Source organism: Streptomyces sp. R21 (assembly GCF_041051975.1).
Lineage (GTDB): Bacteria > Actinomycetota > Actinomycetes > Streptomycetales > Streptomycetaceae > Streptomyces.
Window position 1 is genome coordinate 3,513,261 of the sequence record NZ_CP163435.1, and the last position, 26,645, is coordinate 3,539,905.

The following is a 26,645-nucleotide window of genomic DNA, read 5'->3' on the forward strand; positions in this document are numbered from 1 at the left end:
GCGCGCCGCTAGCCTCTCTGACGTGCCCGCCCGCATCACCGATCCCGATCAGCTCAAGGAGCTCCTCGGCATCCCGTTCACCCCGGAGCAGACGGCCTGCATCACCGCACCGCCCGCCCCGCAGGTCATCGTGGCCGGAGCCGGATCGGGCAAGACCACGGTGATGGCCGCCCGAGTGGTGTGGCTGGTCGGCACCGGACAGGTCGCCCCCGAACAGGTCCTCGGCCTGACCTTCACCAACAAGGCGGCGGGCGAACTCGCCGAACGCGTCCGCAAGGCCCTCATCAGAGCCGGCGTCACGGACCCCGACGTGATCGACCCGGACAACCCGCCGGGCGAACCGGTCATCTCCACCTACCACGCCTTCGCCGGCCGCCTGCTGACCGACCACGGCCTGCGCATCGGGCTCGAACCGACCTCCCGCCTCCTCGCCGACGCCACCCGCTACCAGCTCGCCGCACGCGTGCTGCGCGAGGCCCCGGGCCCCTACCCGGCGCTGACCCGCTCCTTCCCCGATCTGGTCGGCGACCTCCTCACGCTCGACTCCGAGCTCGCCGAACACCTCGTACGCCCCGAGGACCTGCGCGCCTACGACCGCGAACTGCTGCGCTCCCTGGAGGGCGCCAAGCTCACCAACCCCGACCTGCGCAAGGTCCCCGAAGCCGCCGCCGCCCGCCGCGAACTCGCCGAACTCGTCAGCCGCTACCGCGCGGCCAAACGCGAGCGGGACCTCCTCGACTTCGGCGACCAGATCGCCCTCTCCGCGACCCTCGCCGACACCCGCCCCGAAGTCGGCGCCATCCTGCGCGACGAGTTCCGCGTCGTCCTCCTCGACGAATACCAGGACACCTCGGTGGCCCAGCGCGTGCTGCTCGCCGGACTGTTCGGCGGTGGCACGGGCCACCCGGTGACCGCCGTCGGCGACCCCTGCCAGGCGATCTACGGCTGGCGCGGCGCCTCCGTCGCCAACCTCGACGACTTTCCCGAGCACTTCGCGAAGGCCGACGGCAGCGAGGCCGAACGCCAGTCACTCAGCGAGAACCGCCGCAGCGGCGGCCGCCTCCTCGATCTCGCCAACGGCCTCGCGCAGCCGCTGCGCGCCCTCCACGCGGGAGTGGAGGCCCTCCGGCCCGCCCCGGGCGCCGAACGCGACGGCACCGTCCGCTGCGCGCTCCTGCCCACCCACGCCGAGGAGATGGACTGGCTCGCCGACTCCATCGCCCACCTCGTGCACACCGGAAAGGCACCCGGCGAGATCGCCGTCCTGTGCCGCACCGCGACCGACTTCGCCGAGATCCAGGGCGCCCTCGTCGCCCGCGACATCCCCGTCGAAGTGGTCGGCCTCTCCGGACTGCTGCACCTCCCCGAGGTCGCCGACCTCGTCGCCGTCTGCGAAGTCCTCCAGGACCCCGGCGCCAACGCCTCCCTCGTACGCCTGCTCACCGGCCCACGCTGGCGGATCGGCGCCCGCGACCTGGCCCTCCTCGGGCGGCGCGCCCGACTGCTCGTGTCCCACGCACACGCGCGCGCCGACGACGACCCGGACCGCCGGCTCGCCGCCGCCGTCGAAGGGGTCGACCCGTCCGAGGTGATATCGCTCGCGGACGCCCTCGACACCTTCCTGGAAATGCCCCTAGACGCCGCAGGGGACGACGACGGACTGCCCTTCTCGCCGGACGCGCGCGTACGGTTCGCCCGCCTCGCCGCCGAGCTGCGCGACCTGCGCCGCTCCCTCGCCGACCCGCTGATGGACGTCCTGCACCGCGTCCTCGCCGTCACCGGCCTGGAGGTGGAGCTCTCCGCGTCCCCGCACGCGCTGGCCGCCCGCCGCCGCGAGACCCTGTCCAACTTCCTGGACATCGCGGCGTCCTTCGCCGCGGGCGACGGCGAAGCGACCCTCCTCGCCTTCCTCGGCTTCCTGCGCACCGCCGCGCAGTACGAGAAGGGCCTCGACAACGCCCTCCCCGGCGGCGAGAACACCGTCAAGGTCCTCACCGCACACAAGTCCAAGGGCCTGGAATGGGACGTCGTCGCCGTCCCCGGACTGGTCACCGGCACCTTCCCCAGCACCCAGGGCCGCGAGAAGTGGACCGCCCAGGGCAAGGTCCTGCCGCACGAGCTGCGCGGCGACGCCGACACACTGCCCGACATCGACGCCTGGGACGCCAAGGGCATGAAGGCCTTCCACGAGGCCATGAAGGACCACCAGCACACCGAGGAACTCCGCCTCGGCTACGTCACCTTCACCCGCCCCCGCTCCCTGCTGCTCGGCTCTGGCCACTGGTGGGGCCCCTCCCAGAAGCGCCCGCGCGGCCCCTCCGACTTCCTCCACGCCCTCTACGAACACTGCGCCGCCGGACACGGCGACATCGAGGCATGGGCGGACGAGCCCGCCGAGGACGAGGAGAACCCGGCACTCCACCAGGCGAACGGCGACCACGCCTGGCCGCTCCCGCTCGACGACACGGCACTCGCCCGCCGTCGCGCGGCCGCCGAGACCGTACTCGCCCACCTCGAACGGGCCGCCTCCCACGAGGACACCCACCCCGGCGCCGACCCCGACTCCACCTCGTACGAGGACCCGGACTGGCCACCCCCGCCGGACGACGACGAAGCCCTCTACGAGGACCCCCTCTACGAAGACCCCCTGTACGAGGAAGACGGCTACCCCGAGGACGGCACCCGCGACGGCGCCCCTGGGAGCGGCTTCCCCGAAGTCGACGGCCATGAGGTCGACGACTCCGGGGCAGACGACTCCGACTGGGACTCCTGGACCACGGACCGCCCCGCACACGCCCCCCACGCACGCGTGCCCCTCCCCGACGACGAAACAACGCACACCCCGACCGTCCCGCACGCCCGCCGCCACCCCGCCGAAACCCGCCTCACCCCCGAAGAGGCCCGCACCCTCGCCTCCTGGGACCGCGACCTGGACGCCCTCACCGGAGAACTGCTGCGCGCCCGCGCAAGCGTCACCGACGTACCCCTGCCGCCCTCGCTCACCGCCTCGCAGCTACTGCGCCTGGCCGCCGACCCGGACGGCTTCGCGCAGGAACTGGCCCGCCCCATGCCGCACCCCCCGCAGCCCGCCGCCCGCCGCGGCACCCGCTTCCACGCCTGGGTGGAATCCCGCTTCGAAGAGCTCCGGCTGCCCCTGCTGGAACCCGACGAGCTACCCGGCAGCGAGGCCGAGATCGCCGACGAACGCGACCTGGAGACCCTCAAGGACGCCTTCGAACGCAGTCCCTACGCCCACCGGACCCCCTACCGCATCGAAGCCCCCTTCCAGCTCGCCATCGCCGGACGCATCGTCCGCGGACGCATCGACGCCGTCTACCGGGAGCACGACGGCGACACCACGACGTACGAGATCGTCGACTGGAAGACCAACCGCACCCGCACCGCAGACCCCCTCCAGCTCGCCCTCTACCGGCTCGCCTGGGCCGAGCAGCACGGCGTACCGCCAGAGTCCGTCAAAGCCGCCTTCCTCTACGTGCGCAGCGGCGAAGTCGTCCGCCCCGACGACCTCCCCGACCGGGCCGCCCTGGAGCGGCTGCTCCTGGAAGAGCCACAGGAAGAGACCGCGGTGGAACCACCGGACGAACACGCCCCGGCGGGCGGATAGGCTCGTGAGCATGAGCAAGCCCGTTGACAGCGCCGTCAGCACCGTCCGCACATACATCCAGGACCACCGCGCCGCCTTCCTCGACGACCTCGCCGAGTGGCTGCGCATCCCCTCGGTGTCCGCCCAGCCCGACCACGCCGCGGACGTACGGCGCAGCGCCGACTGGCTCGCCGCCAAGCTGCGCGAGACCGGCTTCCCCACCACCGAGGTCTGGTCGACCGACGGCGCCCCGGCCGTCTTCGCCGAATGGCCCTCCGACGACCCAGGGGCCCCCACAGTCCTCGTCTACGGACACCATGACGTGCAGCCCGCCGCCCGCGAGGACGGCTGGAACACCGAACCCTTCGAGCCCGAAATCATCGGAAACCGCCTCCACGCGCGCGGGGCGGCCGACGACAAGGGCCAGGTGTTCTTTCACACACTCGGCGTCCGCGCCCACCTCGCCGCCACCGGACGCACCACCCCGGCCGTCCACCTGAAACTCCTCATCGAAGGCGAGGAGGAATCGGGCTCCCCGCACTTCCGCACCCTCGTCGAAGCACACGCCCAGCGCCTCGCCGCCGACGCCGTGATCGTCTCCGACACCGGCATGTGGTCCGAGGACACCCCCACGGTGTGCACCGGAATGCGCGGCCTCGCCGAATGCGAGATCCAGCTCCACGGCCCCGACCAGGACATCCACTCCGGCTCCTTCGGCGGCGCCGTCCCCAACCCGGCCACCGCCGCCGCCCGCCTCGTCGCCGCCCTGCACGACGAGCACGCGCGCGTGGCAGTCCCCGGCTTCTACGAAGGCATCACCGAACTCACCGACCGCGAACGCGAACTCTTCGCCGAACTGCCCTTCGACGAAGCCCAGTGGCTGCGCACGGCCAAGTCCTCCGCCACCCACGGAGAAGCCGGACACACCACCCTGGAGCGCATCTGGGCCCGCCCGACCGCCGAGGTCAACGGCATCGGCGGCGGCTACCAGGGCCCCGGCAGCAAGACGATCATCCCGTCCTCCGCCATGGTCAAACTCTCCTTCCGACTGGTCGCCGGACAGGACCCCGACCACATCGAGAAGGCCGTACGCGCCTGGGCCGCCGAACAGCTGCCCCCGGGCATCCGCCACGAGATCACCTTCGGCGCGGCCACCCGCCCCTGCCTGACCCCCCTGGACCACCCGGCCCTCCAGTCCGTCGCACGCGCCATGGGCCGCGCCTTCGAACAGCCGGTCCGCTTCACCCGCGAAGGCGGCTCCGGGCCCGCCGCCGACCTTCAGGAAGTCCTCGGCGCACCCGTGCTCTTCCTCGGCATCTCCGTCCCGTCCGACGGCTGGCACGCCCCCAACGAAAAGGTCGAACTCGACCTGCTCCTCAAAGGCGTCGAAACCTCCGCCCACCTGTGGACGGACCTGGCCGAGAACTGGCGAGAGGCACACTGAAGAAGGCCTCCCGCGCACGTCCCACCACACGCCCACGCACGTCCGCCGCATGCCCTGCTGAACCGCCCGCCGAAATAACCGTTCCACCGGGGGAGTTGGAAGCACCCGTGACCACCTGGACCGACCACACCGCCGACCGTCCCATCTCGCTCACCGCCCCGAGCGGCATCGACCGGGCCGCCCACCACCGGCTCGACGAGGCCTGGCTCGCGGCGGCATGGAGCCACCCCACGACCCGCGTCTTCGTGGTCTCCGGCGGCCAGGTCCTCATCGACGAGACGGCCGACGGCACCACCGAACTCGTCATGACCCCCTCCTTCGAAGCCCCGCTCACCGAAGCACACCGCTACTTCCTCGGCAGCGACGACGACGGTGTGAGCTACTTCGCACTCCAGAAGGACGCCCTGCCCGGTCGCATGGACCAGTCCGCGCGCCCCGCAGGCCTGCGCGAAGCAGGCCTCCTCCTGTCCCCGCGCGACGCCGGCCTGATGGTGCACGCCGTCGCCCTGGAGAACTGGCAGCGCCTGCACCGCTTCTGCTCACGCTGCGGCGAGCGCACCGTCATCGCGGCGGCCGGCCACATCCGCCGCTGCCCCGCATGCGGCGCCGAGCACTACCCGCGCACCGACCCGGCCGTGATCATGGCCGTGACGGACGACGACGACCGCATCCTCCTCGGCCGCCAGGTCCACTGGCCCGAAGGCCGCTTCTCCACCCTCGCCGGCTTCGTCGAACCCGGCGAGTCCATCGAGCAGTCCGTGCGCCGCGAGGTCTTCGAAGAAGCGGGCGTCACCGTCGGCGAGGTCGAATACGTCGCCAGCCAGCCCTGGCCCTTCCCCTCCAGCCTGATGCTCGGCTTCATGGCCCGCGCCACCTCCTCCGAGATCAACGTCGACGGCGAGGAGATCCACGAAGCCCGCTGGTTCTCCCGCGAGGACCTGCGCACCGCCTTCGAATCCGGCGAGGTCCTGCCGCCCTACGGCATCTCGATCGCCGCCCGCCTCATCGAGCTCTGGTACGGCAAGCCCCTGCCCAGGCCCGGAAGCGCGGCTGCCTGACCCGCACAGCGCATACGAAAGGGGCTGTCCTCGAGTCGGTTCGAGAACAGCCCCTTCGCCTGCGGCCGCCGCCGGAGCGCGCGCCGAAGACGTAGCGCTCAGACGCTGATCTTCTGCTTGACCTGCGCCAGCGACGGATTCGTGAGCGTCGAACCGTCCGGGAAGAGCACGGTGGGAACCGTCTGGTTCCCACCATTCGCCTTCTCCACGAACGCCGCGGACGCCGGGTCCTGCTCGATGTTGATCTCGTCGTACGTGATGCCCTCGCGGTCCATCTGGCTCTTCAGCCGACGGCAGTAGCCGCACCACGTGGTGCTGTACATCGTCACAGTGCCCGGCATGTCTCTGGCGCTCCTTTGCTGCTGGGGTGCGTACTCGCAGTCAGGGGAACGTACGGGACGCGGCTGCCATTCCCGCAGGGGGTATCGCACGGCCCACTGTGGCGCCTGCCTCATTAGTACGACTACAGGCGCCTCCCTGTGGACAACCGGCTCACCCGCCTCCGACGACCTGGCAGCATGGCGGGGTGACATCAGCAACGCACTCCACCCTCTTCCCGCAGGTTCCGGACTCGGCCGACGCGGTGCTCGACGGGCTCGACCCCGAGCAGCGCGAAGTCGCCACCGCCCTGCACGGACCGGTGTGCGTCCTGGCAGGCGCCGGCACGGGCAAGACCCGAGCCATCACCCACCGCATCGCCTACGGAGTGCGCGCCGGAATACTGCAGCCCTCCAGCGTGCTGGCCGTCACCTTCACCAACCGCGCCGCCGGCGAAATGCGCGGCCGCCTCCGCCAACTCGGCGCCGCCGGCGTCCAGGCCCGCACCTTCCACTCCGCCGCACTGCGCCAGCTCCAGTACTTCTGGCCGAAAGCAGTCGGCGGAAGCATGCCCCGGCTCGTCGACCGCAAGATCCAACTCGTCGCCGACGCCGCGGCAGCCTGCCGCATCCGCCTCGACCGCGGCGAGCTGCGCGACGTCACCGCCGAGATCGAATGGTCCAAGGTCACCCAGACCATCCCCGCCGACTACGCGGCCGCCGCCGCCAAAGCCGGCCGCGAAACCCCCCGCAACCCCGCCGAGATCGCCCAGCTCTACGGAACGTACGAAGACCTCAAGCGCGACCGAGCCGTCATCGACTTCGAGGACGTCCTGCTGCTCACCGTCGCCGTCCTCCAGGACCGCCACGACATCGCCGAACAGGTCCGCTCGCAGTACCAGCACTTCGTGGTCGACGAGTACCAGGACGTCAGCCCCCTCCAGCAACGCCTCCTCGACCTGTGGCTCGGCGAACGCGACAGCCTCTGCGTCGTCGGCGACGCCAGCCAGACGATCTACTCGTTCACCGGTGCAACCCCCGACCACCTTCTCGACTTCCGCACCCGCCACCCGGCGGCCACCGTCGTCAAACTCGTCCGGGACTACCGCTCCACCCCTCAGGTCGTCCACCTCGCCAACGGCCTGCTGGCCCAGGCCCGCGGACGCGCCGCCGACCACCGCCTCGAACTGATCTCCCAACGCGCAGCGGGCCCCGAGCCCGGCTACACCGAGTTCACCGACGAACCCGCCGAAGCCGAAGGCGCCGCCCGTCGCATTCGCGATCTCATCGCCTCCGGAGTCCCCGCCGGCGAGATCGCCATCCTCTTCCGCACGAACTCCCAGTCGGAGATCTACGAACAAGCCCTCGCAGACGTCGGCGTGCCCTACCAGCTGCGCGGCGCCGAGCGCTTCTTCGACCGCCCCGAGGTACGCAAGGCGGGCGTCGCCCTGCGCGGTGCCGCCCGCTTCGGAAACAACGACTCCCTCCTCGACGAGGCGGTCGACCTGCCCTCACAGGTCCGCGCCGTCCTGTCGGGCGAAGGCTGGACCACCGAACCTCCCGCCGGCTCCGGCGCCGTCAGAGAACGCTGGGAATCACTGGCCGCCCTGGTGCACCTGGCACAGGACTTCGCCACGGCCAAAGCCGGCGCCACCCTGAGCGACCTCGTGGCGGAACTGGACGAGCGCGCCAGCGCCCAGCACGCCCCGACCGTCCAGGGCGTCACCCTCGCCTCCCTCCACTCCGCCAAGGGCCTGGAGTGGGACGCAGTGTTCCTCGTCGGCGTCGCCGAAGGCATGATGCCGATCACCTACGCGAAAACCGACGAACAGGTGGAGGAAGAACGCCGCCTCCTCTACGTCGGCGTCACCCGGGCCAGAGAACGCCTCTACGTCTCCTGGTCCCTCTCCCGCTCACCCGGCGGCCGCCCCAATCGCCGTCCCAGCCGGTTCCTCGACGGCCTGCGCCCGGGATCCGTCACCACCGCCGGCCGCGGCAGCACAGGCGGCGCGGGCGGCATCGAGCGCGGCACCGGGAGCAGAGGCGGAACCGCCGTGCGACGCACCAGCCGGACCCCGGCCCGCTGCCGCGTCTGCGGCCACACGCTGAACGGGGCCGCCGAGATGAAGCTGATGCGCTGCGACGACTGCCCCTCAGACATGGACGAGGGCCTCTACGAGCGGCTGCGCGAGTGGCGAGCGGTACAGGCGCAGCGCAGCGGACAGCCCGCGTTCTGCGTCTTCACCGACAAGACCCTGATGGCGATCGCCGAGACCGTGCCCGACGACGAGGGCGAGCTGGCGCGGATCCCAGGCGTCGGCGTACGCAAGCTCAACCGCTTCGGAGCCGACGTACTGGCCATCTGTGCAGGTCAAGAGCTTGAGGGAGACGAGGAAGATGACTGATACAAACTCGTCGAAAAAATAGTTTGCGCATGCCCCAGCAATCCCCATAGGTTCTTAACACGCGAACGGAGGCCTTCTCGAAGGCCCCGGTTCCGTGCTGTACTTAATATTCGTCGGACTGGCTCACCCCAGTCCCCCAAGACGCCGAGAGGAGGCGATTCCAGTGATCAGCATCAACCGCAGCTTCATCAGCACTGTCAAAATGACCGATTGCTCGGTCGTCTCCACGTGCATGCTCGGCGTCTCGAACCTGGGCACCGGTCTGTCCGGCATTCCTGCCGTCCGGCCGGCGTCCTCCCTGTCTCTCGCGGGTCTTCCCATCCGTGAGCGCAATGAGCGACCGACCCAGGCACTGGAAGCAGCAGTAGTGGCAGAAGCGCAGGCCTATGCCTTTGCCGCAACCGGTGCCGGATCCCAGAAGCAGACGAAGCAGCACCACACGATGTGGGCCTTCCGTGGGCCTGAACCCTGGAGTGATCCAGCCTGATCTTCGATCAGGCCGGCGCCTTCAGGGCCGCGGAACCCCACCCGGGATCCGCGGCCCTTCTGTTTGTCCCCGACCGGGGACGGCGGAGCGAAGGGGCCTCGGGACAAGAAAAGAACCCGGTACCAGCCGCCAACCGGCCAACCCGGCCGGCACGACCAGACGAGGAAAACCAACCGTGCAACTCGAAGCGCACGCCCCGTCCGTACCGCCTTCCGAAACGATCCCCCCGCCCGGCCTCACGGAGGACTCCACCTTGATCCCGCTCACTGCGCTCACCGCGCTCGACGACGCCATCGAGAACCTCGGCGTACCCGTCCCCTGCCGCTCGTACGACCCGGAGGTCTTCTTCGCCGAGTCCCCGGCCGACGTCGAGTACGCCAAGTCCCTCTGCCGCACCTGCCCGCTGATGGAGGCCTGCCTCGCCGGCGCCAAGGAGCGGCGTGAGCCCTGGGGCGTCTGGGGTGGCGAGCTCTTCGTCCAGGGTGTCGTCGTCGCCCGGAAGCGGCCGCGTGGCCGCCCGCGCAAGAACCCGGTCATGGCATGAACACCCGAGGAACGATCGACCGCCCCCTGACGCACGACCCCAAGAAGCAGGCCCCGATGAAGCCGTCCACGAGCGAGCCCGCAGGCTCCGCGATCCCAGACTTCACCACCACCACCGACGCGAACGACTCGCGTCAGAACAGGACCCGAGAGATGCAACTCATCCCAGAAGCCCTGGCTCGTGCGCATATGCACGACCGGCTGCACGAGGCCGAGAGCGAACGCCGGGCGCTGCGCCTGGCGACTGCCCGCCGGATGCAGCGTCGTGCCGAGCGCGCCTCGATGCGCGCCCGACGCGCGCTGGCCATGGCCGTCATGCAGTAACCGACGACAGTCGCAGGCAGTAACCCCTCGCGGGGGCAGGTCCGAACGGACCTGCCCCCGCGGTGCGTTGTGCCCGCACAACCACAGACCTCGGCGATATCGTCACCAGGTGACGAGTCTTCCCGGGGACAGTGACAGCACCGGCTCTCTGCCGCGGCCCGACGCGGCCGAGGAGGCCCAGCCTCTCGTGTGCGCCAGCTGCGGGACCCAGGCCGACGGCCCCCGGCCGACCTGGACCTGCTCCATGGAGAACGGCACCCGCCACTACCTCTGCGACAGCTGCGCACGCGCCAACCTCAGGGCGATCGAGGGGCGGCTGGATTCGGCTTGGTGGTAGGGAGGCTTCCTCTGGCGAGAGCACCTGGTGGGGGCCTCCCCCCCGCCCCCTCCCTCCCTCAAGTCCACGTCAGCAGACAGCCCGACCTCACGCCTCCACAGCCGGTTCCTCCTCGGGCAGGAATCCCGGCAGCCACTCCTCCAGTTCGTCGCGCAGGCGGACTGTCGCGCCGAGTTGGCACAGGACGCCGATGGTGCTCAAGGTCACACGGTGTATCAGGAGATACGCCGGGGGCAGGTTGAGCTGCTTGCCCAGTTGGTGGGCGGGGGAGCGGGGGTCGGCGATTCGGGCGGCCTGGCTGCGCATCCAGCCGCGGGTGAAGGTGAACTCGTCGGCCAGGGCCGGTTCGATGATCGGTAGGAGGTAGTCCAGGACCGAGTCGGGGTCGAGCTCTATGGACTCCTTGACGAAGCCCTCCTCGCAGAGCAGTTCGTAGACCGCCTCGGCCTCGCCCTCAAGGGTCATCCGCAGGGAGTCGCCGATCGGGGTGGGCAGACCGCCCGGAAGGCGGTCGACCGTGCCGAAGTCGAGGACGCCCAGCCGCCAGCCGCCCTTCTCGTCGGGCAGCAACCGGAAGTTGCCCGGGTGCGGGTCGGCATGCAGGAGGCCGGTGCGCGCGGGGCCGGAGAAGAGGAACCGGGCGAGCAGCTGGCCCGCGCGGTCACGCTGTTCCTGGCTGCCGTCGGCGATCACCTCCGACAGAGGTATCCCGTCGATCCACTCGGTGACCAGGACCTGGTCGCACTGGTGGACCACCATCGGCACCAGTACGTCCGGGTCGCCTTCGAACTCCTCCGCGTGTGCCGCCTGGGCCTGTGCCTCCAGTGCGTAGTCGAGTTCCTCGGACACCCGGTCGCGCAGTTCCGCGATGAGGGGCTTGATGTCCATTCCCGGGATCAGGGGGCCGAGGAGCCTGGCGAACCGGCTGAGCTGGTTCAGGTCGGACAGCAGGGCCTCACCCGCGCCCGGGTACTGCACCTTGACAGCGACGTCGCGGCCGTCGTGCCACACCGCGCGATGCACCTGACCGATCGAGGCCGCCGCGGACGGATTGTTCTGGAATTCCAGGAACAGCTCGGGCCAGTCCTCTCCGAGCCGCTGCTCCAGCACGGAGTGGACGGTGCGTGTCGGCATCGGAGGAGCTGCCTCCTGGAGCTTCGTCAGGGCAGCCCGATACGGTCCCGCGACCTCCTCGGGCAGCGCCGACTCGAAGACGGACAGTGCCTGTCCGAACTTCATCGCGCCGCCCTTGAGCTCGCCGAGCACCTTGAAGAGCTGCTCCGCCGTGCGCTGCTGGAGTTCGCGGCCCACGATCTCCGCGGACTTCCCGCCGATTCTCTTGCCGAGTCCCCAGGTCGCCCGCCCTGCGAAGCCGAGCGGTAGAGCGGCGAGTTTGGCGGTCCGGGTGACCGCCTTCCGGGGAAGATCAGACATGCGCCCTCCAAGTACCGGACAGCCGTGCCGCGTACGACTGTTGCCCGGCCATTGTCTCGTGCGGCTCCCCATCCTCCGAGGTGTGATCCCCCTTACCTTTCTCCATCGCCCCGCACAGGCATGCGGGATGCGGCCAGACCGGGCGCGGATGCCAGTCGAATCCGGGCACCGCGGCCTCCCAGCGGGCCCCCGCGCTCGAGGGCAACGCGCCGTCCAGGAAGGCCAGCGCATGCCCTGCCGCCAGGCCCGCGACGGCGGTCGCCAGCGTGAGGTCGCACGCCGGTACGTGGCGCGGCCGGCCGGAGCGCCACTGGGCGACGAGCCGTAGCCAGGTGGGATCACGGTCGACGCGGTCCTGTTCCAGGCAGCCCGCGCAGCCCGTGTCGCCGGGCAGGACCAGAGGGCCGACGACTCCCGTTCCCTCTACGACTCCCGCATAGAGATGGGGTGTCCCCGATGTGATCAGGGACTCGGCGGCGGCCGGATCAGGGGCGTGGACGGCCAGGTCGTCCCGCGGCGCGAGGATCACCAGCGACCACCCGAATTCCTGCGCCGGTTCATGGGCTGGTTCGTGGGCCGGTTCATCGGCCGGTCCCAGGGGTGCGGCGTGGACCGGATCGCTATGGGGTGGCGGCACTGGCTCTCGTCCCTCGTCGGAGGATCGTGGCCCGCGTCCGGGGGCCACCTGCGCCGGTCCGCCCGGGGATTTCCGCGCCCGGCCATGCCGTGGTGGCCGATCAGGTGCCGCCCGCCGCACCGCACGCCGAGCGGCCTCCTCCCGGCGCTCGCCGACCGAGTCGGCGGGCAGGCCGCCCGGGGCGACATCCCACGGTTCGACGCAGCCGCCGTCCCGCACATCCACCTCGCCCACGCCCGCCCCCGCCAGCAGCGCGGCCAGGACCACGCCCACCCGGCCCGCGCCCCGTACCTGCACGCGCAGTGAGCGGCGCGCCGCCAGACGCTTCAGGCCGCCGCCAGGCTCGCGGGCGACCAGGGCGAGTGATGCCAGGTCGGGGCGCAGCCGGTCGAGAACGGCCTTCTTCTTGCGCAGGGTGTCCGCGGCCTGGCCGCCTCCGGTCGCGTCGTCGAGCAGACCGGACTGGCCCAGCCGCTCGATCAGACCGTCGACATGGCCGTCGGGCAGACCCATCCGGCGGCCCTCGTCCCGCAGGAGCGGCAGCCCGCGGGTTCCGTCGAGCAGGGCGAGGAAACTGCCCGTCGCCGTGTCCATCGGGCCCAGCACCATCGCGTGCGCGGGCGCCATCCCGAACTGCACGGTGTTGAGATCCCGCCAGCCGCGCCGCAGCGCGGGTTTCACCATCGGATGCATGACCGACCCCCGTCGTACTCAGAGCTTCCCCGTGTGTCGGTGGATGTCAGTCCTGCTCCGCCGACCGGATGCCAGCATGCCCGGATCGCTCGGTGACTGCCGAAAGTTGTCCACAAGTGATGGCGTTGGTCGTACAAATCAAGCGCACGGGGTGCGGATCGGCACCGAACCGTCCCGGGGGCGGGACTTCCCCCATGTGCAGCGGGTAACGTCGGGGCGTGCCCGCCGACCCACTGCACCGCGCCGGAAAACCACAGCGCAGCACGACGAGCCAGCCGCCAAGCGGCTCGGGGGCGAGCCCGATCGAGGTCCGCAGAAGTGCGCGAAGGCGTCGCACTGTCTCCGCGTACCGCGAAGGCGATCGCACCGTCGTGCTCATCCCCGCCCGTATGTCCGAGGCGGAGGAACAGCGCTGGGTCACCGTCATGCTCGACAAGCTGGCCGCCCAGGAGAGCAAACGGCTGCTCGGTGACGCCGAGCTGTCCGAGCGGGCCGAACGCCTGTCGGCCCAGTACTTCGACGGCCGTGCCCGTCCGACGTCCGTGCGCTGGGTGACCAATCAGAACACGCGCTGGGGCTCGTGCACCCCGTCCGAGGGCAGCATCCGTCTGTCGCACCGGCTGCAAGGCATGCCCGAGTACGTCGTCGACTACGTCCTCGTCCACGAACTCGCGCATCTGCTCGTCCCGGGACACGGGCCACGCTTCTGGAGGCTTCTGGAGGCGTATCCGCGTACGGAGCGTGCGCGCGGCTACCTCGAAGGCGTGGTCGCCGCCGACCGGCTGCCCCATCTGCTGGCCGCGCGCGACGAGTAGGGATGCCCGGGCTCCCGTCGAGGGGCGATTGTGTACCGGGTCTGTACCGGCTTCGTCCACTCCCAGACTTTGCCGTTAGCCTGACGCGACGCACTCGCATTCCGGATGGGGGACGGTCGTTACGCATGGCCAGGGAATTCCAACGCGGCCACAAGGCCAAGATCAGTGACCTCACCGCGGGCACCGATCTGTACGTAGGTGTGCAGATCACGGGCCCGGGGCTGACCTTCGACATCAGTTGCTTCGGTCTGGACGCCGACGAACGGCTCTCGGACGACCGCTACTTCGTCTTCTTCAACCAGCCGAAGACCCCCGAGGAGTCCGTTCAGCTCCTCGGCACGCAGTCCGGCGACACGGAGTCCTTCCGGGTCACGCTCGACCGGATCCCGCCGCAGATCCAGAAGCTGTCGTTCACGGCGACGATCGACGGTGCCGGACAGATGTCGCAGATCGCCCCGGGATACCTCCGGATCGTCGCGGGCGGCGAGGAAGTGGCCCGCTACTCGTTCAGCGGCGCGGAGTTCTCCACAGAACGTGCCGTGATGCTGGGCGACTTCTACCTGAAGGACGTCTGGCGGTTCGCCGCCGTGGGACAGGGCTTTGACGGCGGACTCGACGCGCTGCTGAAGAACTTCGGCGGCGAGGTCGCCGAGGAGGAGCCCGCCGCGCAGCCGCAGGCCGCTGCCACCCCGTCCTTCGCCCCGCCGGCCCAGGCCACCGCGCCGCCCGCGTTCGGCGCGCCCGCCCAGGCTCCGGCACCCGCCCCGCGGGGCTTCGCACCGCCGCCGGGAGCGACTCCGCCCCCCGCCCCGGCTCCGGCGCCCGCTCCCTCGGTGCACGCCGCGCCGACCATCATCGCGCCCCTGACCGGGCCTGGCGCCGGCACCGTGCACCCGCCTGCTCCCGCCCCCGCGCCGTACGGGCAGCCTGTCGGGCAGCCCGGACCGCCGCCCGGATACGGACAGCCGCCCGCCCAGAGCGCGCCTCCCGGCTACGGGCAGCAGGCGCCGAGTGCGCCCCCCGGCTATGGCCAGCAGGCCCCGAGTGCGCCTCCCGGCTACGGTCAGCAGCCGCAGTACGGACAGGTCCCGGGGCAGATGCCCGGCCAGGCCGGCGCCCCCGCCCCGTACGGAGCCCCCCAGGGCGTCCCGCAGGGCGGCGCCGGTGTCACCGCGGCGTTGCAGGCCTTCAAGGAGACGCCCACCGGGCAGCGGTGGACGCAGCAGAACAAGAAGCTGATCCGCGTCGACCTCGGCATCGGAGGTCAGCCCGCGCTGGCCCGCCAGGGCAGCATGGTGCTCTACCAGGGCAAGGTCGAGTTCAGCTACAAGGGCGCCGGGTTCGCCGGCCGGCTCGTGGGCAACGCGACCGGCCAGGAGATGCAGCTCATGCGCTGTACGGGCCAGGGCCAGGTGTTCCTCGCCGAGAACTCCACGCATCTGCACCCCATCGAGCTCCAGGGCGACGCGATCTGCGTCTCCGCCGAGAACGTCCTCGCCTTCGACGAGTCGCTCCAGTACGAGGTGCGCCGCATCGAAGGGCACGGCATTCCCGGGGGCGCGCTGTTCACGATGCAGTTCCAGGGCACCGGCACGGTCGTGGTGAAGACGCACGGCGCTCCCGTGGTGCTGCCCGTCACGCCGACGACGTTCGCCGACTGCCAGGCCGTCGTCGCCTGGTCCGCGGCCTCCCAGGTGATCGTCTCCAGCCAGGTGCGGATGCGGCGCAACGCCTACCCCGGTGACACCGGAGAGAGCGTGAACCTCCAGTTCCGCGGCGCGCCCGGCAATTTCATCGTCGTCCAGCCGTACGAGATCTGAGGGAGTCCGTCATGAACCAGCCGCTCGCGGGCTTCGCCCCGGCACCCGTCACCGCCCGCATGGAGAACCACGGCAACCACATGCTGAAGGTCGCCATGCAGACCGGAAACGACCTCCTCGCGCGCGTGGGCTCGATGGTCGCCTACGAAGGGTTCGTCCAGTACGAGCCCAACCCGCCCGCCGTACGCCAGATCGCGCGGGACTGGATCACCGGTGAGGGAGCGCCTCTTATGAAGGCGTCCGGCGACGGTCTGCTCTATCTCGCCGACTACGGCGCGAACGTCGTCGTGATCAACCTCAACGGGGACGCGATCTCCGTCAACGCCACCAACCTGCTCGCCTTCGACGCGCACCTCCAGTGGGGCGTCGAGCGGGTCAAGGGACTCGCCAAGTTCGCCGGACAGGGCCTGTGGAACACCAAGATCTCCGGCCAGGGGTGGGTCGCGCTGACCTCCCGCGGCAAGCCGATCGTGGTCGACTGCGGCGGCGGTGAGGACGAGACGTATGTCGACCCGGACGCGCTCGTCGCCTGGTCGCCGAACCTCAAGGTCAAGGGCAAGCGCAGCTTCAAGGCGCAGTCACTGATCGGCCGCGGCAGCGGCGAGGCGTATCAGATGGCGTTCTCCGGGCAGGGCATCGTCGTCGTCCAGCCCAGCGAGGACAGCACCGACCGCCTCCGAGTCCGGGGCTGAGGGGGAGCGACACACCATGCAGAGCCCGCTTTTCGGCTACAACGACCTCCAGACCCAGGAGCGCTACAGCCTGCAGAACTCGCAGATGCTGCGCATCGTCCTGGAGGGCCACGACGACATCCTCGCCCGCAAGGGCACGATGGTCGCGTACCAGGGTCTCGTCGAGTTCGACGCCGAGTACCAGAACAACAGCCAGCACCGCGCGCGTGCCCACACGGGTGAGGGCCTGGACCTCATGCGCTGCCACGGGCAGGGCACGGTCTACCTCGCCAACCTCGCCCAGCACGTGCACGTGGTCGACGTGGACCAGGACGGACTCACCGTCGACAGCAGCTATGTGCTGGCGATGGACTCCGGGCTGCACCACGAGGTCATCGCCGTGGACAGCCAGTACGGCATCTCCGGCTCCGGCAAGTACCAGCTCAACATCACGGGCCGCGGCAAGGTCGCGCTGATGACCTCCGGGATGCCGCTGATGATGCAGGTGACGCCCGACAAGTACGTCAACTGCGACGCCGACGCGATCGTCGCCTGGTCGACGAGTCTGCGGGTGCAGATGCAGGCCCAGACGCACTCCTCGGGCGTGTTCCGGCGCCGCGGCAACACCGGTGAGGGCTGGGAGCTCAGCTTCATGGGCAGCGGCTACGCGCTCGTCCAGCCCAGCGAGCTGCTGCCGCCGCAGAACGCCGTGATCGGCCAGGGCCTGCGCGCCCAGTACGGCGTGGGTCAGCAGGGCGCGCACGCGCAGAACCAGGGCAACGTCTGGAGCTGACCGGACCGGACCGGATCCCGGGAACACCCGAGACCGTCCGGGAAGCAAACGTAAGGGGCGACCGCTATGGCGGTCGCCCCTTACACGTTGCTGGTCCTCACAGTCGTGCGCGCGTGGCCTCCACCAGCCGTACGACCGACTCGTCGGCCACGTCCGCCACCTCGTCGTACGCGAACCAGCGCAGGTCCAGGGACTCGTCGCTGATCGCCTCCACGGCCCCGGCCGGGGCGAGGGCCGCGTACTGCACGTCGAGGTGCCAGGCGCACGGTGTGTGATGCCGGTCCAGGCGCACCGGACCGCCGGGCAGCAGGGCCAGCCCGGCGATGCCCGACTCCTCCGTGCCCTCGCGCAGGGCCGCCGCCTCCAGCGTCCCGTCGACCGGCTCGCAGTGGCCGCCCATCTGGAGCCACATGCGCAGCTTCTTGTGGAGGGTCAGCAGCACGCGCCCGTGCTCCGGGTCGATCACCAGGGCGCTCGCCGTGATGTGCCCGTCCTGGCATGCCTTCCACATTCCGTCCGCATGCGCCGCCAGATGGTCCAGGTAGGTCTGGCGCAGCTCCTCCTGGTCCTCGTAGCTCTTCAGTACGAGGACCGCGTCGTCGTGGAGGCTCACTCGCTGCCGTCGCCCTTGTCGTCGTCCTTGTCGTCCTTCTTCGGAGTGTCGTCCTTCGTCAGGTTCGGCTTCTCGCCGGAGCCGCCCGCGGCCTCGCCGAGCATCTTGTCGATCTCGGAGAAATCCAGCTGCTCGCGGTGCACGAAGCCGTCCGGATCGTCCAGGTCGGACGCGGTGGGCAGCATGTCCGGGTGGGCCCACAGACCGTCGCGGCCGTCGACACCGCGCGCGTCCGTGAGCGAGGCCCACAGCCGCGAGGCGTCCCGCAGCCGGCGCGGGCGCAGCTCCAGGCCGATCAGCGTGGCGAACGTCTGCTCGGCCGGACCACCCGTGGCGCGCCGGCGGCGCAGCGTCTCGCGCAGCGCGTCCGCGGACGACAGACGCGGCTTGGCGGCGGCGTGCACCACCGCGTCCACCCAGCCCTCGACGAGGGCGAGAGCCGTCTCCAGTCGGGCCAGGGCGGCTTTCTGCTCGGGCGTGTCCTCCGGCTGGAACATGCCCTGCTGGAGGGCGTCCTGCAACTGCTCCGGGTTGGACGGGTCGAGCTGGCCGACCACGTCCTCCAGCTTGGCCGTGTCGACCTTGATCCCGCGCGCGTAGCCCTCGACCGCACCGAACAGGTGCGAGCGCAGCCACGGCACGTGCGCGAAGAGACGCTGGTGGGCGGCCTCGCGCAGAGCGAGATACAGCCGCACCTCCTCCTGGGGGACGCTCAGGTCCTTGCCGAACGACTCGACGTTCAGCGGCAGCAGAGCCGCCTTGCCGGCCGGGCCGAGCGGCAGGCCGATGTCGGACGAGCCGACGACCTCGCCCGCGAGCACGCCCACGGCCTGCCCGATCTGCGTGCCGAACATGGCACCGCCCATCGAGCGCATCATGCCGATCAGCGGGCCCGCCATGGCCTGCATCTCCTCCGGCAGGACGTCGCCCATGGCCGCGCCGACACGCTCGGCGACCGGGTCCACGAGCTCCTTCCACACCGGCAGGGTCGCCTCGACCCACTCCGCGCGGCTCCAGGCCACGGCGGAACCGGCACCGGACGGCAGTGACGTCGCGTCGTCCAGCCACAGGTCGGCCAGGCGGACGGCTTCCTCGACCGCGGAACGCTCGGCGGGGCCGACGCTCGCGTCCTTGGTGCCGTCAGGGGTGCCCTGGGCGACCGTCTGGCGGGCGATCTGCTTGGCCATGTCCCAGTTCACCGGGCCGCCCTCGTACGAGAGCATCTGGCCCAGCTGCTGGAACGCGGCGCCCAGGTCGTTGGGGTTCATGGAACCGAACATTGCTGCGAGCGGATTGTCGGCTCCGGGGCCGCCGGCTCCGGGCAGCCCGAAGCCGAACGGTCCCTGACCACCACCGCCCTGCTGGTCCTTCTTCTTGCCCTCGTCGCCGTTCTCCGGCTCCTCCGGCGGAAGGCCGAATCCGAATGGGGTGTCACTCACGGGATTCCTCGGCTGGTAAGGCCGCCGGTTCGTTCCGACGGCGGCTGCCCGACAACACCACCCAGCGTAGACACCGCGGCGCCCGTTCGGGCCTCGGTGCCCCGCCGACTCCTGGCCTGCGGCAGGATGGATGTCACCTGGTACGTACGCGTCACGCGCGTCCGTTACTGAAGACAACCGCTGGAGACGCCCGGTGAGTTCCCCAGATCCACAGGTTCGCGCAGCGCGAAACCTCGCAACCAGCCCCGCCGTGCGCGGGCCCGTCGTCGCGGTCACCGGCGCCGCGTCCGGCGTGGGAGCGCTCCTCACCGAGCGGCTCGCCGCCAGTGAGGACATCAAGCAGGTCATCGCCATCGACGAGCGGCGCGGCGAGTGCGCGGGCGCCCAGTGGCACATCCTGGACGTCCGCGACCCGGCGATCGCCGAGAAACTCCGCGGGGCGGACGTCGTGGTGCACCTCGCGCTCGACCTCGATCTCGAGACCGACGCGGCCGCCCGGACGGCGTACAACGTCCGAGGGACGCAGACCGTGCTCACGGCCGCCGCCGCGGCCGGTGTCCACCGTGTCGTCCTGTGCACGTCCGCGATGGTCTACGGAGCGCTGCCGGACAACGAACTGCCCCTCTCCGAGGATGCCGAACTGCGGGCCACCGCCGAGGCCACGGGCGTGGGCGACCTCCTGGAGATCGAGCGGCTCGCCCGGCGGGCGCCGCGCGCCCACCCGGGGCTCAATGTCACCGTCGTACGGCCCGGCGTGCTCGTCGGCGGCACCGACACGGCTCTGACCAGGTACTTCGAGTCGCCCCGGCTGCTCGTGGTCGCCGGGTCGCGGCCCGCCTGGCAGTTCTGCCATGTCGAGGACCTGACCAGCGCCCTGGAGTACGCCGTCCTGGAGAAGGTCGACGGGGAACTCGCCGTCGGCTGCGACGGGTGGCTGGAGCAGGAGGAGGTCGAGGAGCTCAGCGGGATCCGCCGGATGGAGCTGCCGTCGGCGGTGGCCCTCGGGGCGGCCGCCCGGCTGCACCGGATCGGGCTCACCCCGTCCCCGGCCGGGGACCTCGCCTACACGATGTACCCCTGGGTGGTCAGCGGGAGCCGGCTCCATGACGCCGGGTGGCGTCCGCAGTGGACCAACGAGGAGGTCCTCGCGGAGCTGCTGGAGGAGGTCGCCGGGCGGCACACCGTGGCCGGGCGGCGGCTGGGGCGCAAGGACGCGACGGCGGCGGGGGCCGCGGGAGCGACGGTCGCGCTGCTCGGTACGGCCGCGGTGGTCCGCCGGGTACGGAAGGCCCGACGGCGGATCTGAGGTGGTCCCCTCCGGCGGGGGGAGCCGTGTGCCCTTGGTCGGCGTCGGGGGTTTTCGCCCCCTCCGCCCCTACCCGTCCTGTACCTGGGGGCTCTGCCTCCAGACCCCCGTTCGCCCGAAGGGCTCGTCCTCAAACGCCGGACGGGCTGAAAAGCCTCCCTGTAGGACGCTCCAAACGGCCACGCGCGCGTGCCGGGTGAAAGGTCAGTTCCTCGGTGTCCGTGGTGTGGGGCACGATGGGGGTATGGCACCCATCAACGACCATCCCGGTGAGCGCGCGGCGCAGGACCCCGTCCGGCTGCTCGCGATTCGTGAGGAAGCGCTGTCCCTGGACGAGGTCTTCCGGGCCGTCGGGGACGACGCGGCCGGAGGGACGGCGCTGTTCGTCGGGACCGTGCGTAATCACGACGGCGGCGCCGACGTCGACGCGCTGGGGTATTCGTGCCACCCGAGCGCCGAGGCGGAGATGCGGCGGATCGCCGAGAAGGTGTGCGCCGAGTACCCGGTCAGGGCGCTCGCGGCCGTGCACCGGGTGGGGGACCTCCGTGTGGGCGACCTCGCCGTCGTCGTCGCCGTGTCGTGCCCGCACCGCGGCGAGGCCTTCGAGGCCTGCCGCAAGCTCATCGACGACCTCAAGCACGAGGTGCCGATCTGGAAGCACCAGAGGTTCTCCGACGGTACCGAGGAGTGGGTAGGCGCCTGCTGACCCTGCCGGTGCCGGTCGTCCGGTTGCGTAACCGCCCCCCTGGCGTGAGCGTTAACGGAGCAGATGGTTAATCTGCTGATCAGTCAGTTGCGGTCGCTCATGGGGTTGGGAGGTCGGTATGGCGGCTCTCGCCTGGTTGCTCATTCCGCTGGTCGCGGCGATCGGCGCCGGTCTGTGGGGCAGTTGGGCCAACCGGAATCGCCGGACCGCGGGAGACGGCACCGAGCTCGCGGGCTACACACGCTTCCGCGAGGCCATGGAGAAGTCCCGCTCGGGCACCTGAGCCCGGCCGCCCACGTCGTCCGCCCGTACGGACGGCCCCGGCGGTACGCCCTCAGCGAGGTCCCGTACTGTCGTGGCATGCCACGCCGCACCGCGACGATGCTCGCCTCCACCCTGATCCTGATCGCACTCCTGTGCGCGGGAGTGTTCATCAAAGTGCCCTACGCGGAGATGTCACCGGGGCCGACGGTGAACACGCTGGGCGAGCATGGCGGCGAGCCGGTGCTTCAGATCACCGGCCACAAGACATATCCCACGACCGGTCATCTGAACATGACCACGGTCAGGGTCACCAGCGCCGACTACAAGATGAACCTCGTCGAGGCCGTGTACGGCTGGCTGGCGCACGACAACAAGGTGGTCCCGCACGACACGCTCTACCCCGACGGCAAGACGGAGGAGCAGTCGACGCAGGAGAACGCCGAGGAGTTCAGCCAGTCCCAGGAGAGCGCCAAGGTGGCGGCCCTGAAGGAGCTGAACATCCCCGTGAAGTCCTGGGTGATCGTCTCCACGGTCGTCAAGGACACGCCGGCCGAGGGCAGGCTGCACGCCGGGGACGTGATCAAGGCCGTCGACGGTACGAAGGTGAAGGCGCCCGACGACGTCGCGAAGCTGGTCACCAAGCACAAGCCCGGCCAGAAGGTCGTCTTCACGATCGTGCCCGCCAAGGAGCAGGCCGCCGCCGAGAAGGAGAACAGGACGGCGACCGGGACGCAGGACGTCACGATCACCACCGCCAAGTCCGACGACCAGGGCGAGGCCCGCGCCATCGTCGGCATCTCCGCCGGAACCGACCACACGTTCCCGTTCACCATCGACATCAAGCTCGCCGACGTCGGCGGCCCCAGCGCGGGCCTGATGTTCGCGCTCGGCATCGTCGACAAGCTGACCCCGGGCAACCTCACCGGCGGCAAGTTCGTGGCCGGCACCGGCACCATCGACGACGCGGGAACGGTCGGCCCGATCGGCGGCATCGAGATGAAGACCGTCGGTGCGCGCGAGAAGGGCGCCCAGTACTTCCTGACGCCCAAGGAGAACTGCGCGGCCGCCGCCAAGGACACCCCCGGCGGGCTCACGCTCGTCAAGGTGCACACCATCGACGACGCCCTGAGCGCCCTCAAGGACATCAGCAGCGGCAAGACCGCCGACCTGCCGAAGTGCACCACCAAGGGCTGACAGCCGTCGGCTTTGCCCGTACGTCGTCGGGGGCGCCCTGGAATCCAGGGCGCCCCCGACGACGTAGGCGAGGACGTCAGTCGGCGAACGTCGCCGACAGTGCCTCGGCGAGGCCCGGCACCAGGCCCGAGCCGGTGAGCACCTCCGTCGGGGTGTCCTTCTCGCGCAGCCTGACCGCGGAGTCGCGGGCCCCGTCGCGCAGCACACCGACCGTCATGCGCACCTCCTGACGGTCCGGGTGGGCCGCGACCCACTTCGTGAGCTGTTTCTCACTGAGGCCCTCGGGGATCGCGGTCTCGGCGGACGGCGGCAGCATCAGCCGCTCCACGGTGAGCGCGCAGCCGACCACGGCGTCCGGCCAGGCGATGGTGCCGAGGAACTTGTCCAGCGGCGTGTTCGCAGGAATCTCGTCCTGCTCGACGGGGGTGAGACCGGTGGTCTCCGGCTCGTCCTGCAGGCCGAGCTGGGCCGCGAGGCCGGGTTCCTGGGCCCGCAGTCGCGCGGTGTCTACGAGGGCGAAAAGGCGAGCGGGCTGGTCCCAGCCGAGGGTGGAGGCGTACTCGTCGATCTCGAGTACGGCCCGGGTGAGCGGGCTCGCTGCCATGGGAGTGTTGGACATGGTCACAATCCTGCCTCGGAAGTACCCCGAACCGGGAACCGAGTAAAGCGTGAGTAAGTTGCATAGGTGAGGCTCCACGATCACGGAGCCTGATGGATGGTCCGCGATCACGGGGGCCTGACGGATCAACAGCGAACTTCGAGGTGCGCACCTTGGCTTTCCAGATGCCGGACCGCGGCGGAGGCCCGACGGGGCCACGGATCAGAGTGGGCCGACCCTCCCGGCGTGTCCGCACCCTGCTCATGACGCTGGGCGTCCTGGCCGTAGTGGCCATGGCCTTCGTCATGTTCGCGGGGTTCTGGACGGACTGGCTCTGGTACCGGTCGGTCAAGTACTCGTCCGTCTTCACGACGACCCTGTCGACCAAGATCGGGCTGTTCTTCGTCTTCGGCCTGCTCATGGCGGCCGCGGTCGGAGTGAACATCTGGCTGGCGCACCGGCTGCGCCCGCCACTGAGCGCCATGTCGATGGAGCAGCAGAGCCTCGACCGGTACCGGATGGGCATCGCGCCCTACAAGAAGTGGCTGCTGCTCGCCGTCACCTCCCTGGTGGGGCTGATCGCGGGCGCGTCCGCCTCGGGCCAGTGGCGCACGTGGCTGATGTGGGTGAACGGGGTGCCCTTCCACCAGAAGGACCCCCAGTTCCACCTGGACGTCTCCTTCTACGCCTTCGACCTGCCGTGGTACCGCTTCCTGCTCGGCTTCGGCTTCGCCGCCGCGGTGCTCTCGCTGATCGCCGCCGCGCTCACGCACTACCTCTACGGGGGCCTCAGGATCACCAGCCCGGGAGCGCGCGCCACGGCCGCGGCCACCGGGCACCTGTCGGTGCTGCTGGGCATCTTCGTCGCCCTGAAGGCGGTCGCCTACTGGCTCGACCGGTACGGGCTCGCGGTGAAGTCGAGTGACTTCAAGGCGACCGGCAACTGGACGGGCCTCAGGTACACCGACGCCAACGCCTACCTGCCGGCGAAGACGATCCTGTTCTGCATCGCCGTCATCTGCGCCCTGCTGTTCTTCGCCACCCTGTGGCGGCGCACCTGGCAGCTGCCCGTCATCGGCTTCGGCCTGATGGTGCTCTCGGCGATCCTCATCGGCGGCCTGTACCCGGCGATCGTCCAGAAGTTCCAGGTCCAGCCGAACGAGCAGGCCAAGGAAGCGCCGTACGTCGAGAAGAACCTGAAGGCGACCCGCGAGGCGTACGGGATCGACCAGACGAAGGTCACGGACTACCCCGGCAAGTCCACCACCGAGGACAAGGCCAAGCTGCGCTCGGACGCCGGCGACGCGGCCAGCATCCGGCTGATGGACCCCAACGTGGTCTCGCCGACGTTCCAGCAGCTCCAGCAGATGTGGGCCTACTACGGCTTCCCGTCCAACCTGGACGTCGACCGCTACAAGGACAAGAGCGGCAAGGTCCAGGACACCGTCATCGGACTGCGCGAGCTGAACCTCAACGGCATTCCGAAGAACAACTGGATCAACGACCACTTCCGCTACACGCACGGCTACGGAGTGGTGGCCGCCAAGGGCACCGAGGCCGACCAGGGCGCTCCCGTCTTCACGGAGTCCGACCTGCCCTCCTCGGGCGACCTGGGCACCTACCAGCAGCGCGTCTACTACGGCGAGAAGACCACCCAGTACTCGATCGTCGGCGGCCCGCAGAAGGAGATCGACTACTCCGACCGCAGCGGCGAGAAGACGACCAGCTACAAGGGCAAGAGCGGTGTCAACCTTTCGAACCCGCTCAACCGGGCCGCGTACGCGGTGGCGTTCAACGAGCCGCAGATCCTCTACTCGGGCGCGATCGGCGAGGGTTCCCGGATCCTCTACAACCGCACGCCCAAGGAGCGCGTCGAGGCGGTGGCGCCCTGGCTGACCATCGATGGTGACGCCTATCCGGCCGTCGTCGACGGGAAGATCCAGTGGATCGTCGACGCGTACACCACCACCAACGGCTATCCGTACGCCTCCCGCACCACCCTCGGTGACACGACGGCGGACTCGCTGACCGCGGCCAACAACCAGCGCGCGGTGGTGGCCCAGCAGAACCAGGTCAACTACATCCGCAACTCCGTGAAGGCGACCGTCGACGCGTACACCGGCGACGTCAAGCTCTACCAGTGGGACACCAAGGACCCGGTCCTCAAGACCTGGATGAAGGCGTTCCCGAACACGGTGAAGAAGAAGAGCGAGATCTCGCAGTCGCTCAAGGACCACCTGCGCTACCCGCAGGACCTGTTCAAGGTCCAGCGCGAGCTGCTGAGCCGCTACCACGTGAAGGACGCGCAGACGTTCCTCAGCGGCAGCGAGGTGTGGCAGGTGCCGGACGACCCGACGAACAAGTCGGGCAGCGCGGTTCCGCCGTACTACCTGAGCATGAAGATGCCGGACCAGCAGAACCAGATTTTCTCGCTGACGACCACCTTCACGCCCAACGGCCGCGACAACCTGAGCGCCTTCATGGCGGTCAACGCCGAGGCGGACTCACCCGACTACGGCAAGATCGACATATTGAAGATGCCGTCCGCCGAGACCGTCGACGGACCCAAACAGGTGCAGAGCAAGTTCAACTCCAACGAGACCATCGCCGAGAAGATCAGACTCCTGAGCGGCGGTGGTGCGTCGGAAGTCGAGTACGGCAACCTGCTGACGGTGCCACTCGACGGGGAACTGCTCTACGCGGAGCCCGTCTACGTACGCGGTGGTGGACTCAAGTACCCCTTGCTTCGCAAGGTGTTGGTCACCTACGCGGGCAAGACGGCCTTCGAGGACACCCTGGACAAGGCGCTCAACGTCGTCTTCGGCGCCGCGAAGGAGACACCGCCGTCGGACACCGGTGATGGCGGGACCACCACGCCACCGGATACCGGTAATCCCACGGTCCAGAAGGCGCTAGGCGACGCCCAGAAGGCCTTCGACGCGGGCCAGGAGGCCCTGAAGAAGGGTGACTGGGAGGCGTACGGCCAGTCGCAGAAGGATCTTGAGGCCGCACTGAAGCGGGCCAAGGACGCGCAGGCCAAGGCCGACAAGACCGGTGCCGGCAGCAGTGACAAGAGCGGCGACAAGAGCGGCGACAAGAGCAGCGACAAGAGTTCGAGCAGCGGCTGACCGAAGGCCACCTCC

Annotated in this window: 23 protein-coding genes; 17 read left to right on the forward strand and 6 right to left on the reverse strand. The window is 70.1% G+C overall.

Annotated elements, in window-relative coordinates; all coding sequences use genetic code 11:
* The first annotated feature begins 22 nt into the window (after positions 1 to 22).
* The 3 genes from AB5J56_RS15605 to nudC all read left to right on the forward strand — a co-directional run bounded on the left by AB5J56_RS15605 (position 23) and on the right by nudC (position 6,106).
* On the forward strand, positions 23 to 3,625 hold the full coding sequence (locus tag AB5J56_RS15605; RefSeq protein WP_369233326.1) for a UvrD-helicase domain-containing protein: 3,603 nt from the start codon (positions 23 to 25) through the stop codon (positions 3,623 to 3,625).
* A 10-nt stretch (positions 3,626 to 3,635) separates the two neighbouring features.
* Positions 3,636 to 5,048, forward strand: a complete 1,413-nt coding sequence (locus AB5J56_RS15610; RefSeq protein WP_369233327.1) for a dipeptidase — start codon at positions 3,636 to 3,638, stop codon at positions 5,046 to 5,048.
* Positions 5,049 to 5,155: 107 nt separating this feature from the next.
* Positions 5,156 to 6,106, forward strand: a complete 951-nt coding sequence (gene nudC / locus AB5J56_RS15615; RefSeq protein WP_369233328.1) for an NAD(+) diphosphatase — start codon at positions 5,156 to 5,158, stop codon at positions 6,104 to 6,106.
* A 98-nt stretch (positions 6,107 to 6,204) separates the two neighbouring features.
* Here nudC and AB5J56_RS15620 read toward each other — a convergent pair whose 3' ends face one another.
* Positions 6,205 to 6,447: a mycoredoxin gene (locus AB5J56_RS15620; protein WP_369233329.1), complete on the reverse strand. Its 243-nt coding sequence runs from the start codon at positions 6,445 to 6,447 to the stop codon at positions 6,205 to 6,207.
* A gap of 185 nt (positions 6,448 to 6,632) precedes the next feature.
* Between AB5J56_RS15620 and AB5J56_RS15625 the strand changes: the two genes are divergently transcribed.
* The 5 genes from AB5J56_RS15625 to AB5J56_RS15645 all read left to right on the forward strand — a co-directional run bounded on the left by AB5J56_RS15625 (position 6,633) and on the right by AB5J56_RS15645 (position 10,519).
* A complete protein-coding gene (locus AB5J56_RS15625) occupies positions 6,633 to 8,828 on the forward strand; it encodes an ATP-dependent DNA helicase UvrD2 (protein ID WP_369233330.1) in 2,196 nt (731 codons plus the stop codon).
* Positions 8,829 to 8,991: 163 nt separating this feature from the next.
* Positions 8,992 to 9,315, forward strand: a complete 324-nt coding sequence (locus AB5J56_RS15630) for a hypothetical protein (RefSeq protein WP_369233331.1) — start codon at positions 8,992 to 8,994, stop codon at positions 9,313 to 9,315.
* Positions 9,316 to 9,490: 175 nt separating this feature from the next.
* Positions 9,491 to 9,859, forward strand: a complete 369-nt coding sequence (locus tag AB5J56_RS15635; protein ID WP_369233332.1) for a WhiB family transcriptional regulator — start codon at positions 9,491 to 9,493, stop codon at positions 9,857 to 9,859.
* Positions 9,856 to 10,182 (forward strand): hypothetical protein, encoded by a 327-nt coding sequence (locus AB5J56_RS15640; protein WP_369233333.1) that lies wholly within the window; start codon positions 9,856 to 9,858, stop codon positions 10,180 to 10,182. The genes AB5J56_RS15635 and AB5J56_RS15640 overlap by 4 nt, the downstream gene beginning before the upstream one ends.
* A 109-nt stretch (positions 10,183 to 10,291) precedes the next feature.
* Entirely contained in the window at positions 10,292 to 10,519 is a 228-nt protein-coding gene (locus AB5J56_RS15645; protein WP_369233334.1) for a hypothetical protein, read from the forward strand.
* Between the two features lie 87 nt (positions 10,520 to 10,606).
* On the opposite strand, the gene AB5J56_RS15650 is transcribed toward AB5J56_RS15645, so the two are convergent.
* Together AB5J56_RS15650 and AB5J56_RS15655 are read right to left on the reverse strand one after the other, a co-directional pair.
* Positions 10,607 to 11,953: an ABC1 kinase family protein gene (locus tag AB5J56_RS15650; protein ID WP_369233335.1), complete on the reverse strand. Its 1,347-nt coding sequence runs from the start codon at positions 11,951 to 11,953 to the stop codon at positions 10,607 to 10,609.
* Positions 11,946 to 13,283, reverse strand: a complete 1,338-nt coding sequence (locus AB5J56_RS15655; protein WP_369233336.1) for a TOMM precursor leader peptide-binding protein — start codon at positions 13,281 to 13,283, stop codon at positions 11,946 to 11,948. The genes AB5J56_RS15650 and AB5J56_RS15655 overlap by 8 nt, the downstream gene beginning before the upstream one ends.
* A 218-nt stretch (positions 13,284 to 13,501) precedes the next feature.
* On the opposite strand from AB5J56_RS15655, the gene AB5J56_RS15660 reads away from it, so the two are divergent.
* The 4 genes from AB5J56_RS15660 to AB5J56_RS15675 all read left to right on the forward strand — a co-directional run bounded on the left by AB5J56_RS15660 (position 13,502) and on the right by AB5J56_RS15675 (position 17,382).
* A complete protein-coding gene (locus AB5J56_RS15660; protein ID WP_369233337.1) occupies positions 13,502 to 14,098 on the forward strand; it encodes a M48 family metallopeptidase in 597 nt (198 codons plus the stop codon).
* A 125-nt stretch (positions 14,099 to 14,223) separates the two neighbouring features.
* Positions 14,224 to 15,918: a TerD family protein gene (locus AB5J56_RS15665; RefSeq protein ID WP_369233338.1), complete on the forward strand. Its 1,695-nt coding sequence runs from the start codon at positions 14,224 to 14,226 to the stop codon at positions 15,916 to 15,918.
* Positions 15,919 to 15,929: 11 nt separating this feature from the next.
* Positions 15,930 to 16,610, forward strand: a complete 681-nt coding sequence (locus AB5J56_RS15670; protein WP_356147241.1) for an AIM24 family protein — start codon at positions 15,930 to 15,932, stop codon at positions 16,608 to 16,610.
* A gap of 16 nt (positions 16,611 to 16,626) precedes the next feature.
* Positions 16,627 to 17,382 carry an AIM24 family protein gene (locus tag AB5J56_RS15675; RefSeq protein WP_369233339.1) on the forward strand — a complete coding sequence of 252 codons (756 nt, stop codon included), beginning with the start codon at positions 16,627 to 16,629 and terminating at the stop codon, positions 17,380 to 17,382.
* 97 nt (positions 17,383 to 17,479) lie between these two features.
* Here AB5J56_RS15675 and AB5J56_RS15680 read toward each other — a convergent pair whose 3' ends face one another.
* On the reverse strand, positions 17,480 to 17,995 hold the full coding sequence (locus AB5J56_RS15680; protein ID WP_369233340.1) for an NUDIX hydrolase: 516 nt from the start codon (positions 17,993 to 17,995) through the stop codon (positions 17,480 to 17,482).
* The gene (locus AB5J56_RS15685; RefSeq protein WP_369233341.1) at positions 17,992 to 19,434 is read right to left on the reverse strand and encodes a zinc-dependent metalloprotease; all 1,443 of its coding nucleotides are present in this window, start codon (positions 19,432 to 19,434) and stop codon (positions 17,992 to 17,994) included. The genes AB5J56_RS15680 and AB5J56_RS15685 overlap by 4 nt, the downstream gene beginning before the upstream one ends.
* A 193-nt stretch (positions 19,435 to 19,627) precedes the next feature.
* Here AB5J56_RS15685 and AB5J56_RS15690 point away from each other — a divergent pair, with 193 nt between their 5' ends.
* The 4 genes from AB5J56_RS15690 to AB5J56_RS15705 all read left to right on the forward strand — a co-directional run bounded on the left by AB5J56_RS15690 (position 19,628) and on the right by AB5J56_RS15705 (position 22,904).
* A complete protein-coding gene (locus AB5J56_RS15690) occupies positions 19,628 to 20,740 on the forward strand; it encodes an SDR family oxidoreductase (RefSeq protein ID WP_369233342.1) in 1,113 nt (370 codons plus the stop codon).
* Positions 20,741 to 20,984: 244 nt separating this feature from the next.
* Positions 20,985 to 21,446 carry a molybdenum cofactor biosynthesis protein MoaE gene (locus tag AB5J56_RS15695; protein WP_369233343.1) on the forward strand — a complete coding sequence of 154 codons (462 nt, stop codon included), beginning with the start codon at positions 20,985 to 20,987 and terminating at the stop codon, positions 21,444 to 21,446.
* 118 nt (positions 21,447 to 21,564) lie between these two features.
* Positions 21,565 to 21,729 (forward strand): hypothetical protein, encoded by a 165-nt coding sequence (locus tag AB5J56_RS15700; RefSeq protein WP_369233344.1) that lies wholly within the window; start codon positions 21,565 to 21,567, stop codon positions 21,727 to 21,729.
* 77 nt (positions 21,730 to 21,806) lie between these two features.
* Positions 21,807 to 22,904: a PDZ domain-containing protein gene (locus tag AB5J56_RS15705; protein ID WP_369233345.1), complete on the forward strand. Its 1,098-nt coding sequence runs from the start codon at positions 21,807 to 21,809 to the stop codon at positions 22,902 to 22,904.
* A gap of 76 nt (positions 22,905 to 22,980) precedes the next feature.
* Here AB5J56_RS15705 and AB5J56_RS15710 read toward each other — a convergent pair whose 3' ends face one another.
* The gene (locus AB5J56_RS15710) at positions 22,981 to 23,523 is read right to left on the reverse strand and encodes a PPA1309 family protein (protein WP_369233346.1); all 543 of its coding nucleotides are present in this window, start codon (positions 23,521 to 23,523) and stop codon (positions 22,981 to 22,983) included.
* 164 nt (positions 23,524 to 23,687) lie between these two features.
* Here AB5J56_RS15710 and AB5J56_RS15715 point away from each other — a divergent pair, with 164 nt between their 5' ends.
* Positions 23,688 to 26,630 carry a UPF0182 family protein gene (locus AB5J56_RS15715; protein ID WP_369242571.1) on the forward strand — a complete coding sequence of 981 codons (2,943 nt, stop codon included), beginning with the start codon at positions 23,688 to 23,690 and terminating at the stop codon, positions 26,628 to 26,630.
* Positions 26,631 to 26,645: the final 15 nt, after the last annotated feature.

Coding starts and splice junctions, on each gene's coding strand:
- AB5J56_RS15610 (WP_369233327.1), top strand. CDS start 3,636: ATGAGCAAGCCCGTTGACAGCGCCGTCAGCACCGTCCGCACATACATC.
- AB5J56_RS15620 (WP_369233329.1), bottom strand. CDS start 6,447: ATGCCGGGCACTGTGACGATGTACAGCACCACGTGGTGCGGCTACTGC.
- AB5J56_RS15640 (WP_369233333.1), top strand. CDS start 9,856: ATGAACACCCGAGGAACGATCGACCGCCCCCTGACGCACGACCCCAAG.
- AB5J56_RS15650 (WP_369233335.1), bottom strand. CDS start 11,953: ATGTCTGATCTTCCCCGGAAGGCGGTCACCCGGACCGCCAAACTCGCC.
- AB5J56_RS15655 (WP_369233336.1), bottom strand. CDS start 13,283: ATGCATCCGATGGTGAAACCCGCGCTGCGGCGCGGCTGGCGGGATCTC.
- AB5J56_RS15665 (WP_369233338.1), top strand. CDS start 14,224: ATGGCCAGGGAATTCCAACGCGGCCACAAGGCCAAGATCAGTGACCTC.
- AB5J56_RS15670 (WP_356147241.1), top strand. CDS start 15,930: ATGAACCAGCCGCTCGCGGGCTTCGCCCCGGCACCCGTCACCGCCCGC.
- AB5J56_RS15675 (WP_369233339.1), top strand. CDS start 16,627: ATGCAGAGCCCGCTTTTCGGCTACAACGACCTCCAGACCCAGGAGCGC.
- AB5J56_RS15695 (WP_369233343.1), top strand. CDS start 20,985: ATGGCACCCATCAACGACCATCCCGGTGAGCGCGCGGCGCAGGACCCC.
- AB5J56_RS15700 (WP_369233344.1), top strand. CDS start 21,565: ATGGCGGCTCTCGCCTGGTTGCTCATTCCGCTGGTCGCGGCGATCGGC.
- AB5J56_RS15705 (WP_369233345.1), top strand. CDS start 21,807: ATGCCACGCCGCACCGCGACGATGCTCGCCTCCACCCTGATCCTGATC.
- AB5J56_RS15710 (WP_369233346.1), bottom strand. CDS start 23,523: ATGTCCAACACTCCCATGGCAGCGAGCCCGCTCACCCGGGCCGTACTC.
- AB5J56_RS15715 (WP_369242571.1), top strand. CDS start 23,688: ATGCCGGACCGCGGCGGAGGCCCGACGGGGCCACGGATCAGAGTGGGC.